At 64.1% G+C, this 16236-nt stretch carries 12 protein-coding genes, 1 tRNA gene and 1 pseudogene; 5 read left to right on the top strand and 9 right to left on the bottom strand.

Annotated elements, in window-relative coordinates; all coding sequences use genetic code 11:
- Nucleotides 1-328: 328 nt before the first annotated feature.
- Complete coding sequence (locus QX034_RS06755) at nucleotides 329-1213, bottom strand: N-formylglutamate amidohydrolase (protein ID WP_315706562.1); 885 nt, start codon at nucleotides 1211-1213, stop codon at nucleotides 329-331.
- A gap of 362 nt (nucleotides 1214-1575) precedes the next feature.
- Between QX034_RS06755 and cpdR the strand changes: the two genes are divergently transcribed.
- The 3 genes from cpdR to QX034_RS06740 all read left to right on the top strand — a co-directional run bounded on the left by cpdR (nucleotide 1576) and on the right by QX034_RS06740 (nucleotide 3547).
- The gene (gene cpdR / locus QX034_RS06750; protein WP_006610087.1) at nucleotides 1576-1935 is read left to right on the top strand and encodes a cell cycle two-component system response regulator CpdR; all 360 of its coding nucleotides are present in this window, start codon (nucleotides 1576-1578) and stop codon (nucleotides 1933-1935) included.
- 126 nt (nucleotides 1936-2061) lie between these two features.
- A tRNA-Val gene (locus tag QX034_RS06745) sits at nucleotides 2062-2136 on the top strand.
- Nucleotides 2137-2647: 511 nt separating this feature from the next.
- A complete protein-coding gene (locus QX034_RS06740; protein WP_315706563.1) occupies nucleotides 2648-3547 on the top strand; it encodes an NAD(P)-dependent oxidoreductase in 900 nt (299 codons plus the stop codon).
- Nucleotides 3548-3587: 40 nt separating this feature from the next.
- Here the strand turns inward: QX034_RS06740 and QX034_RS06735 are convergent, their stop codons facing one another.
- The 6 genes from QX034_RS06735 to QX034_RS06710 all read right to left on the bottom strand — a co-directional run bounded on the left by QX034_RS06735 (nucleotide 3588) and on the right by QX034_RS06710 (nucleotide 12907).
- A complete protein-coding gene (locus tag QX034_RS06735; RefSeq protein ID WP_315706564.1) occupies nucleotides 3588-4367 on the bottom strand; it encodes an ABC transporter permease in 780 nt (259 codons plus the stop codon).
- A complete protein-coding gene (locus QX034_RS06730; RefSeq protein ID WP_315706695.1) occupies nucleotides 4364-5479 on the bottom strand; it encodes an ABC transporter permease in 1116 nt (371 codons plus the stop codon). Before QX034_RS06730 ends, QX034_RS06735 begins: the two co-directional genes overlap by 4 nt.
- Nucleotides 5480-5514: 35 nt before the next feature.
- A complete protein-coding gene (locus tag QX034_RS06725; RefSeq protein ID WP_315706565.1) occupies nucleotides 5515-6609 on the bottom strand; it encodes an ABC transporter ATP-binding protein in 1095 nt (364 codons plus the stop codon).
- Between the two features lie 67 nt (nucleotides 6610-6676).
- Nucleotides 6677-7717, bottom strand: a complete 1041-nt coding sequence (locus tag QX034_RS06720) for an ABC transporter substrate-binding protein (protein WP_315747599.1) — start codon at nucleotides 7715-7717, stop codon at nucleotides 6677-6679.
- Nucleotides 7718-8245: 528 nt separating this feature from the next.
- Nucleotides 8246-11434 (bottom strand): multidrug efflux RND transporter permease subunit, encoded by a 3189-nt coding sequence (locus QX034_RS06715; RefSeq protein ID WP_316195111.1) that lies wholly within the window; start codon nucleotides 11432-11434, stop codon nucleotides 8246-8248.
- Between the two features lie 234 nt (nucleotides 11435-11668).
- Nucleotides 11669-12907 (bottom strand): efflux RND transporter periplasmic adaptor subunit, encoded by a 1239-nt coding sequence (locus tag QX034_RS06710; protein WP_315747601.1) that lies wholly within the window; start codon nucleotides 12905-12907, stop codon nucleotides 11669-11671.
- Nucleotides 12908-13121: 214 nt separating this feature from the next.
- Here QX034_RS06710 and QX034_RS06705 point away from each other — a divergent pair, with 214 nt between their 5' ends.
- A complete protein-coding gene (locus QX034_RS06705) occupies nucleotides 13122-13721 on the top strand; it encodes a TetR/AcrR family transcriptional regulator (RefSeq protein ID WP_315747602.1) in 600 nt (199 codons plus the stop codon).
- A 696-nt stretch (nucleotides 13722-14417) separates the two neighbouring features.
- Here the strand turns inward: QX034_RS06705 and QX034_RS06700 are convergent.
- Together QX034_RS06700 and QX034_RS06695 are read right to left on the bottom strand one after the other, a co-directional pair.
- Nucleotides 14418-15206 (bottom strand): MerR family transcriptional regulator, encoded by a 789-nt coding sequence (locus tag QX034_RS06700; RefSeq protein ID WP_315764799.1) that lies wholly within the window; start codon nucleotides 15204-15206, stop codon nucleotides 14418-14420.
- A gap of 36 nt (nucleotides 15207-15242) precedes the next feature.
- Nucleotides 15243-15455 (bottom strand): annotated as a pseudogene (locus QX034_RS06695) (MerR family transcriptional regulator); the annotation flags it as partial.
- 269 nt (nucleotides 15456-15724) lie between these two features.
- Between QX034_RS06695 and QX034_RS06690 the strand changes: the two are divergent.
- On the top strand, nucleotides 15725-16054 hold the full coding sequence (locus QX034_RS06690) for a hypothetical protein (protein ID WP_316195109.1): 330 nt from the start codon (nucleotides 15725-15727) through the stop codon (nucleotides 16052-16054).
- Nucleotides 16055-16236 lie beyond the last annotated feature (182 nt).

Genomic DNA, 16236 nt, shown 5'->3' with positions numbered 1-16236 from the left:
TCCAGGTCTCTTCCGATCTCTCGATCAAGCAATTGAAATAGCTTATGAAACGAAGCTAGGTTCGCGGAAGGCGCAACCCGGCCTGCGATTTTCGCATGGGAAACGGCAGAAAAACCCTTGCGCTTTGTGCAGCGCGATTGCATATTGTTGCGGTGCGGTAGCGCTTCGCGTTACCGCTGCCCTCCTTGGGCGTTTCCTCCCTAGACTTGGGCCGCTTGTCTTCACAAGCGGCCCTTTTTTTTGTGGCGGCGCTTTCGGCTATCGTAACAGTCGTCGCTGCTCATGCGGCCACTGGCCGAGTCGGCCAGCGCTGCGACGGGCGTCGTGGCTATTCCGCCGCGGCCTGGAACGGGCCGAGATCGTCGAGCGGCACGGTCGCCAAGACTTCGGCGAGCACGGCAAGATCGGAGGCGATCTGTGCGAAGCGCGGTCCGCGTTCGCGCCGGCGCTCGTCCATATAGATGGCACGATTGAGCTCAATCTGCACCGCGTGCAGCCCGCTGGCCGGATTGCCATAATGCTCGGTGATGAAGCCGCCGGCATAGGGCTTGTTACGTCCAACCGAATAGCCGAGCCGGCCCATCACGTCTTCGATCAGGTCGGGCAGCAGCGCCGCGCAGCTCGTGCCATAGCGGTCGCCGATCACCATGTCCGGACGCCGCGGCTCGTCGCGCGAGACGCCGACCGACGGCATCGAATGACAGTCGACAACGATTGCCGTGCCGAAGTGCTGGTGCACGCGGTTGATCAGCCGTCGCAGTGCCCGGTGGTAGGGTTTGTACAAGGTCTCGATGCGGTGCAACGCGTCCTCGACACCGAGCCGGTCGCGATAGATCTCCTGACCGTCGCCGACCACGCGGGGAATAGTGCCGAGACCCCCGGCGACCCGCATCGAGCGCGTGTTCGCAAAGCTCGGCAGCCGTCCGGTGAACATCCGGGGATCGAGTTCGTAAGGTTCGCGGTTCACGTCGACATAGCAGCGCGGGAAATGCACCCGGACGACCGGGAAACCGCTGGTCACGAGACCCCCGACCAGTTCGTCCATGAAGGAATCTTCGGAGCGGCGCAGCGTCGGCAGGTCGATCCGCGAGGCCTTGAGGAATTCGTCTGGATAGACCGAGCCGGAATGCGGCGAGTTGAAGATGATGGGCGCCCGCCACGTCGAGGGCTCCATGATCTCAAATGGCGGCAGTTCCCCAGTCAACTCCGTCATCCCTTAAGTGCCGTCCCTTGGAGTGATCCCTTGGAGCGGTCCCTTGACCATGTCGCCGACTCCGCCGGACCTTTACGGCCGAGAGCCAAGGCCAGGACAACGCGGACTCGTTCATGATGAGCGAACATTGTCGGTAATCCCAGCCGTTCTGCCAAGTGAAAAGCAAGGAAAAAGTTCAACGCCGGCTTGGAACAACTCTGAGATTACGGCAGAACGCTCCGGAGCATGTGGTGGCGCGACGGCCCTGAAAATGCCTTGCGGATATCGGATCAACATCCTCAACCCTTCACCCGAAATTTACCGTCCGTCGGGCTAAGTGACGCTAGCCGCTCCGTTTTCACCGGGACATACGACCTTTCGCCATGCACAAGATCCTCCTCGCCGAAGACGACAACGACATGCGCCGCTTTTTGGTCAAGGCCTTGGAAAACGCCGGTTTCCAGGTCTCGCCGCATGACAACGGCATGTCGGCCTATCAGCGGCTGCGCGAGGAGCCGTTCGAGATGCTGCTTACCGACATCGTGATGCCCGAGATGGACGGCATCGAGCTGGCCCGCCGCGCCTCCGAGCTCGATCCCGACATCAAGATCATGTTCATCACCGGCTTTGCCGCCGTGGCGCTGAACTCCGACTCGGAAGCGCCGAAGAACGCCAAGGTACTGTCGAAGCCGGTTCATCTGCGCGAGCTGGTCAGCGAAGTGAATAAGATGCTGGCGGCCTGAGCCGTATTTCGGGAGGCAGGCCGGCCTGCGGGCGAAATATCCCGCATTCCATGGTTTTGCGTCCTTGCTTGCCCGCGCGGGAGCCGATATACGGACCCCCACCCGATAATGACCTTCCTGGTTCCAGGGCACGTAGCTCAGCGGGAGAGCACTACCTTGACATGGTAGGGGTCACAGGTTCGATCCCTGTCGTGCCCACCATCGGCTGATCCGGCCGGTGACCCAGCCTCGAATATCTCAATTGACGCGAGATCGCAGAATTTTGTGGTTCGCGCTGTGGTGGATGTGACCGCTCCGCAGGGTGGTCCGGATCGCCGCCAGAGCCGCCAGATATGACGGATGACGGCGGGCATGAGCGTGCTCTCTTGCGGCGCTCCCCTCGCGTCCGATCTGTGCCGAACGACCGTCCTCGAAAGCCAGAGGCGCACGGGCGCTGGCCCCGCCCAACGGCTCGTTTGCAAAAAAGTAGCCGGCATTCATCACGGCCCCTGTGCTGATGGTGCGACCTGGCCGCAGCCAAGTGCGCGCTGCAACCGGCGGGCAAGGTTCAGCGCTTTGGAGGCGTATCGGGAGCAGGGCACAATCGCCCGAGCGATTGCGCTTGAGTGGCCGGCGCACATCGTCCTCGCGCGGCAAGTTGGAAGTTCCTATGGAGCGGGTGCAGCCGAAACTGCTAGAAACGAATTCGCGCACTAACGAGGATGAGAAATCAATGACAGGCAAGCGCGTGGTGTTCACCGGGGGAACGGGCAAGGCCGGCAGGCATGTGCTGCCGCATCTGCAGAGCAAGGGCTACGAGCTTCTCAACGTCGATCTCAAGCCGTTCGATCACCCTGGCATCAATACCCTAACCGCTGATCTGACGGACAGCGGCGAGGCCTTCAACGCTTTGACCACGCATTTCGGCTTCGACGGCTTCAAAGCCGGCAGGGCGCCGCAGGCGCCGGACGCCGTGGTTCATTTTGCGGCAATTCCGCGCGTTCTCATTGCGCCTGACAACGAGACCTTCCGTGTCAACACGATCAGTACCTACAACGTCATCGAAGCCGCAGCGAAGCTCGGCGTCCGCAAGGTCGTGATCGCCTCCAGCGAGACCACCTATGGCGTCTGCTTTGCCGAAGGCGATAAGGACTTCAAGAGCTTCCCGCTCGAGGAGGACTACGACACCGACCCGATGGACTCCTACGGATTGTCCAAGGTCGTCAACGAAAAGACCGCGCGCGCTTTTGCCATGCGCTACGGCATCGACATCTATGCGCTGCGTATCGGTAACGTCATCGAGCCGCATGAGTACGACATGTTCCCCGGCTTCCTGGCCGATCCTCCGTCGCGAAAGCGCAATGCGTGGTCCTACATCGACGCTCGCGACCTGGGGGAGATCGTACACCTCGCCATCCAGAAGGACGGGCTCGGCTTTCAGGTCTTCAACGCCGTCAACGACACCGTCACCGCCAACATCCCGACGCGCGAGTTGCTGCGCCGTTATTGTCCCGATGTCCCGGTGACCCGCGAACTCGGCGACGACGAGGCGCCGCTGTCGAACCGCAAGGCACGCGAGGTGCTCGGCTTCAAGGAAGCGCACAACTGGCGATCCTACGTCAAAGCCGGGTAGCGATCGTGGGCACAGTTGCCGCGCCCGCTGCGGCTGGTATTCACGAAAGGCGGCGGCGGATCGCGACCATCAGCAGCGACAGCACGATGGTTCCGGCGATGAAGACGGCGGCGGCCGACACGATCGCCGGGCTGATGTTCTCGCGGATGGTGGCGAACATCTGCCGTGCCAGGGTGCGCTGATTCGGACCCGCCACGAACAGGGTCAGCACGACCTCGTCCAGCGAAGTCGCAAAGGCGAACAGCGCGCCGGAGACGATGCCGGGCAGGGCCAGCGGCAGCGTCACCGCGAACAGCACGGTCTGCGGCGAGGCGCCGAGGCTCGCGGCGGCACGCTCGACCCTGGTGTCGACGCCTTGCAGCGCCGAGGATACGTTGACCAGCACGAACGGGACCGCGATCACCGTGTGGGCGATGATGACACCGAGATAGGTGTTGACCAGCGCATAGCGCGCGAACATCAACTGCATGCCGACGCCGAGCACGACCGCCGGTACCACCATCGGCAACAGGAATAAGGTGCGCATGGCAGCGAACGTCAACGACGCCCGTTTGCCGCGCAAGCCGAGTGCGGCCAGCGTGCCGAGTAGCGTTGCAAGCACCGTGGTGCCGGTGCCGATGATGAGGCTGTTAAGGATAGACAGGCGCCAGGAATCGGCTTCGATCAGTTCGCGAAACCAGCGCGTCGAGTAGCCGGGGATCGGATAATTTAGGAACACGCTGTCGGTCAGCGAGAGCGGCAGGATCGCAACCAGGGGGCCGAGCAGGAACAGCACGACCAGGCTCGCGAAGAGAGCCTTGATGAGGGGAAGCGCCTTCATGCGTGCTCCTCCTCCTGCGCGAGCCTGATGTAGACCGCATAGAGCAGCATCGTCATTGCCAACAACACGAGGCCGAGCGCGCCGGCCATGCCCCAATTGGCGGCCGCGGTGGCGTAGTAGGCGATGACGGACGAGATCATCTGGTCGTTGGCGCCGCCGATCAGGGCGGGGGTAATGTAGTAGCCGAGCGCCGCCATGAACACGAGCAGCGCACCCGAAACCACGCCGCGCAGGCTCAGGGGCAGCAGCACGTGGAGGAAGGCGCGAAGCGGATGCGCGCCGAGCGAGGCCGCGGCCGGCATCAGGTTTTTCGGGATCGCGACCAGCACGCTGAAGATCGGCAGCACCATGAAAGGCAGCAGCACATGGGTCATGGCGATGACCACGCCGAGCCGGTTGAACATCAAGGGAAGCGGATTTGAGATGATGCCGAGCGCCTTCAGCGTCACATTGATCAAGCCGTTGTCCTGCAGCACGATGTACCAGGCCGCGGTGCGCACCAGCAGCGAAGTCCATAGTGGCAGCAGCACCGCACCGAGCAGGAGCTGGCGACGCCATCCCTCGACCGAGGCAGCGACCATCGCAAACGGCAGCCCGATCGCGATGCAGACCAGCGTTACGATGGCCGCGGTCACGAAAGTCCGGGTCAGGATCAGCCGGTTGGCGGATGTGCCCTCGGGCATCGCGGCGACCGCGCCGGCTGCGTTGCGTTCGAGATCGACCGCCGCCAGCAGGTTCTGGTCGGTCCAGCGCGAGGCGACCGCCTCGGCAATCGTGGTCCAGTAGGTCAGCTCACGCCAGCGCGCGTCGATGGCGGCGAGATCGACTGATCCGGCCGCGCCGTCGACGGCTCGGCGGGTCTTGCCGAGCAGGCTGCGAAAGCCGGACTGGGCGCTGTTGAGCCGCCGCACCAGATCGCCGAACTGCTCGTCATGATCAGTGAGCGCGCGCAGGTCGGCGACGAACGCGGCCTCTTGCGCCGGCGTCGGGACGGCCGTGCGGTCCCAGCCCGAAAAGGCTTGCGCGGTGCGCGGCAGGGCATTGGTCGCGACCGGGTCCGACACCGCCGACTTCATCATGGTCACCAGCGGCACCACGAAGAAGCAGATCATGAAGGCCAAAAGCGGTGCCAGCAGCACGACCGGCTTCAGCCGATGGGCGATGCTCGATCCTTGCATGATCCAACCACCCACACGTCCGACGCTGCAAAGGACAGCGCGACCTCGTCTCCGACATCGACCGCCCGCCTGGCGCGCTCACTCTTGATGATCAGCCGTTGCGTGCCGACTGTCGCGACCAGCCTGATATGATCGCCGAAATAGACCGCGTCGATGATGCGCGCCGTCAGCCCGTTCGCGGCGGGCGCGGGATCGTTGATTCGGATCGCCTCGGGGCGAATCGAGATCTGCACCTGCGCGTCATCGATCGAGCTTGCCGCGGCCAAAGCCGAAAAGGTCAGGCCCGAGTCGGAGGTCAGGTCCAGTGTATCGCCCGTCCGTTGCGCGATCCTGCAGGGCAGCAGGTTGGTCTCGCCGATGAACTCGGCGACGAAGGGCGTGCTTGGCAGGTCGTAGATCTGCTGGGGCGTGCCGATCTGCTCGATCCGGCCGTGGTTGAACACGGCGATCCGGTCCGACATCGTCAGCGCCTCGTCCTGGTCGTGGGTCACGAACACGATCGTGAGCCCAAGCCGCCGATGCAGGTCGCGGATGTCGAGCTGCATCTGTTCGCGTAGCTTCTTGTCGAGCGCCCCGAGCGGCTCGTCCATCAGGATGACCTGCGGCTCGAACACCAGAGCGCGGGCGAGCGCGACACGCTGCTGCTGGCCGCCGGACAGCTGGGCCGGCTTGCGGGCGGCCATCGTCGTGAGCTTGACCATGTCGAGCGCGCGCGCGACGCGTTCGGCGGTCTCGGCCTTCGCCACGCCGCGCATCTTGAGCGGAAAGGCGATGTTGTCGGCCACCGTCATGTGCGGGAACAGGGCGTAGTTCTGGAACACGACGCCCATATTGCGCTTGTAGGGCGGCAGCTCGTCGATGCGACGCCCATCGATCGCGATGGTGCCGCTGGTCGGCTGCTCGAAGCCGGCGAGCATCATCAGCAGCGTGGTCTTGCCCGAGCCGGATGGGCCGAGCAGGCTGACGAGCTCGCCGCGGGCGATGTCGAGGTCGAGATGATCGACCACGGTCAGCGTCTGATAGCGCTTGGTGACCTGCCGGAACGAGATGAACGGATTGTCCATGTCCGGCAGCTTCACGGGATTGCAGACAGCGCGAGCACAGATGCGGAGGGTCTCAACTCAGGCCATCTCAACGTGCGAGCCAGGCATTGAAGCGCTTGGAGAGCGCTTCCGAATTGTCGGTCCAGAAGGTGACGTCGAGCGCGATCGCCTGCTTGAGATTGTCCGGGGTGGTCGGCAACTCGGCGGCGTATTTTTCCGGCACGAGCTTGGCCGCGGCGATGTTGGGGAGGCCGTAGGCGATGTATTCCGGCAGCTTGGCCTGGTTCTCGGTCTGGCTCGCGAAGGCGATGAAATCCATCGCGGCGTCCTTGTTCGGCGAGTTCTTCAGGATGACCCAGCTGTCGACGGCGTAGATGCTGCCCGGAAAGATGAAGGTGAAGTGCTTGCCTTCGGAACGGTTGATGGCGCTGATACGGCCGTTATAGACCGAGGTCATCGCGACCTGTCCGGACGACAACAGCTGCAGCGGCTGCGCGCCGGCCTCCCACCAGACGATGTCGGATTTGATCGCATCGAGCTTCTTGAAGGCGCGGTCGACCCCTTCCGGGGTCTTCAGCACCTTGTAAAGATCGGCGGCGGGCACGCCGTCCGCGAGCAGGGCGAATTCGAGGGTGTATTTGGCGCCCTTGCGCAGGGAACGCTTGCCGGGAAACTTCGCGGTATCCCAGAAGTCGGCCCAGGATTTCGGCCCGTCCTTGATCTTGTCGGCGTCATAGGCGATGCCGGTCGACCACACGATCGCGCCGACGCCGCAATCGCTGACGGCGGCCGGAATGAAGCCGCCCTTGCCGCCGAGCTTCTGCCAGTCGATCTTCTCGTAGATGCCGTCGCTGCAGCCGAGCTCGAGCTCCTCGGCCTCGACCTGCACCGCATCCCAGTTCGGAACGCCGGCCTTCACCTTGGCCTGCAGCACGCCATAACCGCCATCCCAGCTTTCGTCGAGCACGGTGGCGCCGATCTTGGCGGCGAACGGCTGGAAATAGATCTTGCGCTGGGCATCCTGGTAATTGCCGCCCCAGGAGACGACGGTGAGATCGCGCGCGTAAGCCGGCAGTGTGACGCTCGCCAGCGCGGCTGCGGCCACGAGCGCCGCCTTCAAGGCCTTCATCGGCATCCCCCTCTTTGGCCGAAGCAAGTCGTTGCCTGACCAGCGCACGGGGACTGGACGTCAAGGATCACGCTGCAAGGTCAACGCTGCGAGATCCACCACACCACTGATCGGCCGAAAAAAAGCTATCGGCAAGCCAACGGCCTTGCAAGCCCAGTTTCTCGGCGGCCACGTGCTCAACTGCAGGGCGAATCGGTTCTGTCATGCCGACATGGCCGGCGCAATTCCATCGCATCTCGCGACGGCGGTCGCTCCCGCGCGGCCAACTCCACCACGGATGGGGCAGCAGCACGATTTCGCGCCTCCAACCGAGGCGTCGCGCCATGCTGGCCGATGCGTTCGAACATTTCGGCCGTCTTCATCAGATTGGCTGCGACCAGGTGATTCAAAAGTTCCATAGCCAACTCCTTCAAGGAGAATGACCCGGCGGCCGGTCGCGGGTCCGGCCGCCGGGTCGGCGCGGCGTAATCGAGGTGGCGTCCTCCATTTCGCCGCGCGGTTCTATGATCGAACTCACATTCGGGGCGTTTATTCCGCCGCCTGCGGAATGTGACCGACCGTGCCGTGATCGCCGTGCTGGGTCAGCGGCTTCATGCCGGTGACGGTCCGCAGCAGCACGTAGAACACGGGCGTCAGGAACAGGCCGAACACCGTGACCCCGATCATTCCGGAGAACACCGCCACCCCCATCGCGCGCCGCATCTCCGACCCTGCGCCGGTCGAGAGCACCAGCGGCAGCACGCCCATGATGAACGCCATCGACGTCATCAGGATCGGCCGCAGCCGCAGCCGGCTCGCCTCGATCGCGGCGCGGATCGGGGTGCGGCCCGCGAATTCGAGCTCGCGCGCGAACTCCACGATCAGGATCGCGTTCTTGGCGGAAAGGCCGACGAGCACGATCAGCCCGATCTGGGTGAAGATGTTGTTGTCGCCTTTCGAGATGTAGACGCCGAACATGGCCGCCAGCAGCGCCATCGGCACGATCAGCAGGATCGCGAGCGGCAGGGCCAGGCTTTCATAGAGCGCCGCCAGCACCAGGAACACGAGCAGGATCGCGAGCGGGAACACCCACAATCCGGAATTGCCGGCGATGAACTCCTGGTAGGTCAGGTCGGTCCATTCGAAGGTGAAGCCGGGGGGAAGGGTTTCCGCGGCGACACGCTCGGCCGCCGCCTGCGCCTGGCCCGACGAATAGCCCGGGGCGGCTGCGGCGTTGATGTCGGACGACAGGAAGCCATTGTAGCGGATCGCCCGCTCAGGGCCTGCGCTCTGGCGGACATGCAGCAGCGCGGACAGCGGCACCATGTCGCCGGAGGCGGCGCGGACCTTAAGCTGCCGGATGTCGTCGGCGCGGGCGCGGAACGGCGCATCGGCCTGCACGCGAACCGAATAGGTGCGGCCGAACTTGTTGAAGTCGTTCACGTAGTAGGAGCCGAGGTAGATTTGCAGCGTATTGAAGACCTCGGTGACGGGCACGCCTAACTGCAGTGCCTTGGTGCGGTCGATGTCGGCAAATAGCTGCGGCACGTTGACCTGGAAGCTCGAGAACACCCCGGCGATTTCCGGCGCCTTCTGCAAGCCGGCGAGGAATGCCTTGGTGGCGTCGTTCAGCGCGTCATAGCCGAGCCCCGCGCGATCCTCGATCTGCAGCTTGAAGCCGCCGATCGTGCCCAGGCCATTGACCGGCGGCGGCGGGAACATGGCGATGAAGGCATCCTGAATGCCGGAATATTTCTTGTTCAGCTCCATCGCGATGGCAGGACCCGAAAGTGACGGATCCTTGCGCTCGTCGAACGGCTTCAGGGTCGAGAATACGATGCCGGCGTTCGAGGAGTTGGTGAAGCCGGAGATCGACAGCCCCGGAAACTGCACCGAGCTCTGGACGCCGGGCTGCGTCAGCGCGATGTCGCCCATCTTGCGGATGACTTCCTCGGTGCGATCCAGGGTGGCGCCATCAGGCAGGCGGGCGAAGCCGACCAGATATTGCTTGTCCTGCCCCGGAACGAAGCCGCCGGGGACCTGCTTGAACAGCACGGCCGTGGCGCCGACCAGGAGCACATAGAGCCCCAGCACGACGGTCTTGCCGACGATCACCTTGCTGACGCTGCCGCTGTAATTGTCGGACGCCTTCACGAAGGCGCGGTTGAAGCCGCGGAAGAACCAGCCCAGCACTGCGTCGAGAAACCGCGTCAGCCGGTCCTTCGGATCGTGATGGCCCTTGAGCAGCAGCGCCGCCAGGGCCGGCGACAATGTCAGCGAGTTGACGGCCGAGATCACGGTCGAGATCGCGATGGTCAGCGCGAACTGCTTGTAGAACTGTCCGGTCAGCCCGGAGATGAAGGCGAGCGGCACGAACACCGCGATCAGGACCAGCGCGATGGCGATGATCGGTCCCGACACTTCGCGCATGGCCTGATAGGTGGCGTCGCGCGGCGACAGCCCGTTCTCGATGTTGCGCTCGACATTTTCCACCACGACGATCGCGTCGTCGACGACGATGCCGATCGCGAGCACGAGGCCGAACAGGCTGAGCGCGTTGATGGAGAAGCCGAACAGATGCATCACCGCGAAGGTGCCGATGATGGAGACCGGCACGGCGAGCAGCGGAATGATCGAGGCGCGCCAGGTCTGCAGGAACAGGATGACGACGATCACGACCAGCACGATCGCTTCGAACAGCGTGTGCACCACGGCCTCGATCGAGGAGCGCACGAACTGGGTGGGGTCGTAGACGATCTGGTAGTCGACCCCCTCCGGCATGTTCTTCTTGATCTCGGCCATCGTCGCGCGGACATTGTCCGAGATCTGCAGCGCGTTGGAGCCGGGCGCCTGGAAAATCGGGATCGCCACCGCCTGCTTGTTATCGAGCAGCGAACGCAGGCCATATTCGGACGCGCCAAGCTCGAGACGCGCGACGTCACGCAGCCGTGTGACCTCGCCCCGCCCGCCGGCCTTCACGACGATGTCGCCGAACTGCTCCTCGGTCGAAAGACGCCCCTCGGCATTCACCGAAAGCTGCAGGTCCAGGCCCTTGACGCTGGGGGAGGCGCCGACCACGCCGGCCGCGGCCTCGACGTTCTGCGCCTGGATCGCCTTGACGATGTCGCTGGCGGTCAGCCCGTGCTCGGCAGCTTTCTGCGGATCGACCCAGATCCGCATCGAATAGTCGCCGGCGCCGTAGAGCTGCACGTCACCGACGCCGTCGATCCGCGCCAGCCGGTCCTTGACGTTGAGCACCGCGTAGTTGCGCAAATACGTCATGTCGTAGCGGCCGTTCGGCGAATTTAGATGCACGACCATGGTGAGGTCGGGCGAACTCTTCTTGGTGATGATGCCGAGCTGGCGCACCACGTTGGGCAGGCGCGGCTCGGCCTGCTGCACCCGGTTCTGCACCAGCTGCTGGGCCTTGTCGGGATCGGTGCCGAGCCGGAAGGTCACCGTCAGCGTCATCGCGCCGTCGGTGGTGGCCTGGCTGCTCATATAGAGCATGTTCTCGACGCCGTTGATTTGCTCCTCGATCGGCGTCGCCACCGTCTCGGCGATCACCTTCGGATTGGCGCCGGGATAGGTGGCGCGCACCACGACCGAGGGCGGCACCACGTCCGGATATTCCGAGATCGGCATCGCGAACAGCGCGATCAGCCCGGCGAGGAAGATCAGGATCGACAGCACGCCGGCAAAGATCGGCCGGTCAATGAAGAATTTCGAGAGGTTCATGGGTGGACCTGTGGTCGGGAGATGTCAGCGCCTGATGTGAAATCGGGGTGAGCAATTGTGCGCGACCCATCCGCATACAAGCTGTCGTCCCGGCGCACGCCGGGACCCATGCTGCGGATGGCCGATTGGTGGAAAAGGCTTCGGGTCATCTTCCGTCGTCTGCAAAGGGGGCCGGTGGTTATGGGTCCCCGCCTTCGCGGGGACGACGGCTTTGGTTGACGCGGGCGATCATGATCAGCGCTGCGCCAGTTGTCTGGAGGCGGGCGAGGCGGCGTCGCCATCGCGCGCGCCCATCGACGCAACTTGCGTCTTCAACAGCGCACCTGGCCGCACGCGTTGCAGGCCGTTGACGACGACGCGATCGCCCGGCTTGAGGCCGGTCTGCACGATGCGAAGCCCCTCCACGTTGCCGCCGATCGTGATCGGGCGGTACACCGCGCGATCGTCGTCGCCGACCACCATCACGAACTTCTTGTCCTGGTCGGTGCCGATGGCGCGATCGTCGAGCAGCACCAAGGTCTGCTGCTGTGGCTGCCCCATGCGCACGCGGGCGAACTGGCCCGGGATGAATCGGCCGTCTTCGTTCTTGAACACCGCGCGCACGCGGATGGTGCCGCTCTGGCCATTGACCTGGTTATCAATCAGCTGGATGTGGCCTTTCGCCGAAAGGCCGCCGGAGGTCGTCATCTCCACCGGGATGCGATCGAGATTGCCGCGCTTGCCGGAGGCGTCCGCGATCGCGTTCAGCGCGCGCAGCACCACCTCTTCGTCGGCATCGAAGCTTGCATAGATCGGATTCACCGAGACCAGGCTGGTCAGCACCGGCGAGGCTGAACCGGCGGCGACGAGATTGCCGACGGTGACCTCGATCTTGCCGACGCGGCCGTCCACCGGTGCGCGAACTTGCGTGTAGTCGAGGTTGAGCCTGGCGGTCTGCAGCGTGGCTTCCGCCGCCTTGACGTTGGCGATGGCCTCGCGATTGCCGTTGTCGCGCTGGTCGTAGTCGCGCCGGGTCACCACGGCATTGCCGACCAGTTGGGCGCCACGCTCCAGTTCATTGGCGGCAAAAGCAGCACGGGCCTTCGCGGCCTCGAGCTGCGCTTGCGCCTTGTCCACCTCAGCGGCGTAAGGTGCCGGGTCGATCTTGAACAGGACATCGCCGGCCTTCACCAGCGCGCCCTCGGTGAAATTGGTCGCCAGGATCGCGCCGGCGACGCGTGGCCGGACCTCGACCCGCTCGACGGCTTCCAGCCGCCCCGAAAATTCATCCCACAGCGTGGCTTGGCGCGGTTCGACGACCGCGATGGTGACCGGGACGGCCTGTTCAGGGGCCGCGGCCTTCGCTGCGTTGGGGGAGGTATTGAAGTAACGATTTCCGGCCACCGAAGCGCCGGCAAGAAGGATGGCAGCGACTGCGACGGTGCCGAGCAGGCGCTTGAGACGGCCGTAAGGGGGATTTTTGGACGAAGGCATTCGCGCGCTCCAATAATGTAGTGCGCGCTACAGATGTGCGTCTGGCAACCAGTTCGCAAGAGACTTATGTATCGGATACTACGAAAATGGTAGCCCCTTGTGGGAAAGCTGCGCGAGATCAAAGAAAGCCCTCGAAAGAACAATAAGATAGCGCGAACCCTGGACAGCAGGCGGACGTTGCCGCTACCGGGAGCAGGGCAGGAGAGGAAGGCCGATGGCTGTGGGACGACCCCGAACATTCGATTGCGACGTCGCGCTGGACCACGCGATGGAGGTGTTCTGGCGCCATGGCTATGAGGGGGCGACGATCGCGCAGCTGACCGAGGCGATGGGCATCAACCCGCCCAGCCTCTATGCCGCCTTCGGCAGCAAGGAAGGTCTCTTGAAGGCCGCGCTCGACCGCTACACCGAGCGGCGGGCCGCCTGGATGGAAGAGGTGCTGAGCGCGCCGACCGCCCGCGAGGTTGCGGAGCGGATGCTGATGGGGGTCGCCGAGAAGCAGACCGATCCCGCCAATCCGCCCGGCTGTCTGTTGGTGCAGGGCGGGATTGCCTGCGGCACCGGCTCGGCCAGCGTGCCGTTCGAACTCGCGGCACGCCGTGCCCAGACCGAAGAGCAATTGCGTGACCGGTTCGCGCGGGCCAAGGAGGAGGGCGATCTGAAGCCCTCCGCGGATCCGGCGGCGCTCGCGCGCTACGTCTCGGCCGTCAGTGTCGGCATGGGCGTGATGGCCTCCTCCGGCGCCGACCGCGAGGCGCTGGCGCAGGTCGCGGCCGTTGCGATCAAGGCGATCGAGGAGCAGTCGGCGCGTTGACGCCGGGCATCGACGCGCAATTTGAAAGAGAGTTCGCTGGCAAGGCTCGTTCATGGGCGTGGCCAAGACATGAGACGTCAGTCTCCATGAGACGTCAGTCTCGCGACGCGTCTCGCGTCCGAGTTGATGGCAGAGGCGGCCCTCGACATCGGGAGGGCGCAGGGAAGGCCGGATGCTGGCCGCACCCATGGCCCGCCTGCAGAAAAAAAGCAGGCGGCAGTCACCACAGGTTCGACCGGTTCACCCGGCCTTCCCTGCGCGATGGCTTTACGGCTTATACGTGCTCTCCCCAGGGACCGGCTTTCTTGCCCCTGTCGCCCGTCCGCGTCACGCGGCGAGCTTGGCATCAGCACCGGGATGCCAGGACCACACGATTTCGCCGTCCGTGCCGGCATGCGCTCGTCTGGCGCACCCCATCACGGCCATCGCAGCCCGCCTCTACGTATCGTGACGACGCGTACGCCCCTCCGCGTGAGGCGGGATGGCGGCATCAGAACATGATTTCTGAAAAAACGAAACAGATATATTTTTCGCGCAGCGTCTTGACCCGCCGCATGCGCTTGATGCTGTGGACGAAATTGCGCGTTCGGCGCGCAATCAAAGCGTTCCCTTTGGGAGTTCGGGGAAAATATGCGGCCCGCAATCGCTCAACTCGAGTGTTTCGCTTTTTTCGACCTGGAGCGGGCGGGCCAACCGTCACGCCGCATCGGGGCGCCACGCGATGACTCCTTCCGTACGAGCTCGCACCACCGGCGAGGCGAGGCAAGTAGCGACTGCCTCGTATCCGGGCGCGCCGAGATAGGGCGCAACACGGCTCGGTGGACTGTGATTCGCTGGGCAAAGGATAATTGCTTCGTCCGAACCGACGGCGGACAGGTCCAGAATCGCCGATGACCGCGTGAGTAGGAAGAGCGGGCCTCCTCCGGCTCGTGCGCGTTGGCGCAGGTGGGCGCTTAGGGCCTCCTGCGTGTTCTGGTCCAGTCCGTGCTCCACCATGTCGACAACCAGGAAGGACCGTCGTTCGGCCTCCAGGCCGGTGATCAAGGCAATAAGAGCATCCGACAAGACGGCTCCCTCATCCATCAACCAAATCAGTTTCTGATCAACCCGCGACTTGAGGGTGGGATCGGCGTCGTACCGCGATCGAGCCGCTGCTCCGGCATCCGCTAACCTGTCCAGGCCGAGGAAGGCGGCATCGGGCAGAGTTTCGGCCAAACGCAGGGCCAACCTGGTTTTTCCGCTGCCGAGCGGACCGACGATGTAGTTCAGCGGGCGAATATCGCTCAGCTCAAATTGTTCGCCGCCCCATGGCCAGGGCAGCTCAAAGGTGACGCTAAGCTGCTCTACTGGCTTCAATGCACGCGACAGTTCTCCGGTGGTCGGTGTCCGGCCACGGACGAGGTCCGCCCGGATACCGCGGACCTTATCGACCATACCAACAAGCTCGCAGATTCGATCTTCAAGCGTCGCTTGGTGCGCGGCCAAGGCAGGCTCCAGGCCCTTGTGTTCACCTCGCAGCGCGCGTGCTATCTGAGCGAGGCTGAGGCCGAGCCTACGAAGTGTCACGATCTCGGCGATCTGGGCGACTTGCTCTGGACTATAGGCTCGCCAACCGGCCGCAGTGCGGCCCGGAGCAACCAAGCCACGCTGCTCATAGATTCGGAGAGCCTTGGTGGAGACGCCCAGCCGCTTCGCGGCCTCGGATGGACTCAAGAATCGTATGGAAGTCCCCACGACTCACCTCGTTGTTCGCTGCTCGGCGAGCTTTATCGAGGCTGCCCCAGGGACAAGGTCAACAACGTCATTGCGCCTTTCTGGGTAAAAAGGGGCTACCGCCCAGGCCGCTACCAGCGCTTCTGACTCCGCAAATGGCCGAAAAGCGGCATTCCAACGCCGGGGGCGACCGAGGTCGGTTTCGGAAATGAACGGAGAACAACGGTATGTTCAGCATGGCTTCAAAGCAGGCCATGTAGAACGTCACCATCGTTCCAATGGAGGGGACAATGGTTTCGCTCAAGACATCTCTCTCAGGCGGCATCGCGGCGCTCGCCGTGACCGCAACCCTGTTCGCCGGCTCGGCGCCGGCTCAGGCCCACGACGGACGCAACGCGGCGCTGATCGGCGGCCTGGTTGCCGGGGCTCTCATCGGCGGCGCGCTGGCGTCGGAAGCGCAAGCCTATGAGGCTGCGCCGGCCTATCGTTCCTACTATCGCCACCCGGCATATGACAGCTACGGTGACAACCACTACCGCTACGCGCCGGCCTACCGGGACCGCAATTGCGACCACGGCTACGGCAATGTTTCGAATTGGGATGACGACGACGACGATTAGCCAGCCGTAGGGTGGGCAAAGGCGCATGCGTGATGTCTCCACGCGCGAGCTCTCGACGGCGCCGTGCCCACCAACTGGTTCATGAACTTGAAATGGCGATGGTGGGCACGCGCCGCCTCAAGGCGGCGCTTTGCCCGCCCTACGCTTGCTGATGGCCCAACGCGAGCTTTTCCGGTCGGCGC

The sequence above is a fragment of the Bradyrhizobium sp. SZCCHNR3119 genome (genome assembly GCF_032487775.1).
In the GTDB taxonomy this organism is placed as follows: Bacteria; Pseudomonadota; Alphaproteobacteria; order Rhizobiales; family Xanthobacteraceae; genus Bradyrhizobium.
Note: the sequence above shows the minus strand (reverse complement) of the source record. Positions and strands in the feature narration are given on the sequence as shown.

Coding starts and splice junctions, on each gene's coding strand:
- QX034_RS06690 (WP_316195109.1), top strand. CDS start 15,725: ATGGTTTCGCTCAAGACATCTCTCTCAGGCGGCATCGCGGCGCTCGCC.
- QX034_RS06710 (WP_315747601.1), bottom strand. CDS start 12,907: ATGCCTTCGTCCAAAAATCCCCCTTACGGCCGTCTCAAGCGCCTGCTC.
- cpdR (WP_006610087.1), top strand. CDS start 1,576: ATGCACAAGATCCTCCTCGCCGAAGACGACAACGACATGCGCCGCTTT.
- QX034_RS06705 (WP_315747602.1), top strand. CDS start 13,122: ATGGCTGTGGGACGACCCCGAACATTCGATTGCGACGTCGCGCTGGAC.
- QX034_RS06715 (WP_316195111.1), bottom strand. CDS start 11,434: ATGAACCTCTCGAAATTCTTCATTGACCGGCCGATCTTTGCCGGCGTG.
- QX034_RS06735 (WP_315706564.1), bottom strand. CDS start 4,367: ATGAAGGCGCTTCCCCTCATCAAGGCTCTCTTCGCGAGCCTGGTCGTG.
- QX034_RS06755 (WP_315706562.1), bottom strand. CDS start 1,213: ATGACGGAGTTGACTGGGGAACTGCCGCCATTTGAGATCATGGAGCCC.
- QX034_RS06740 (WP_315706563.1), top strand. CDS start 2,648: ATGACAGGCAAGCGCGTGGTGTTCACCGGGGGAACGGGCAAGGCCGGC.
- QX034_RS06725 (WP_315706565.1), bottom strand. CDS start 6,609: ATGGACAATCCGTTCATCTCGTTCCGGCAGGTCACCAAGCGCTATCAG.
- QX034_RS06730 (WP_315706695.1), bottom strand. CDS start 5,479: ATGATCTGCTTCTTCGTGGTGCCGCTGGTGACCATGATGAAGTCGGCG.
- QX034_RS06720 (WP_315747599.1), bottom strand. CDS start 7,717: ATGAAGGCCTTGAAGGCGGCGCTCGTGGCCGCAGCCGCGCTGGCGAGC.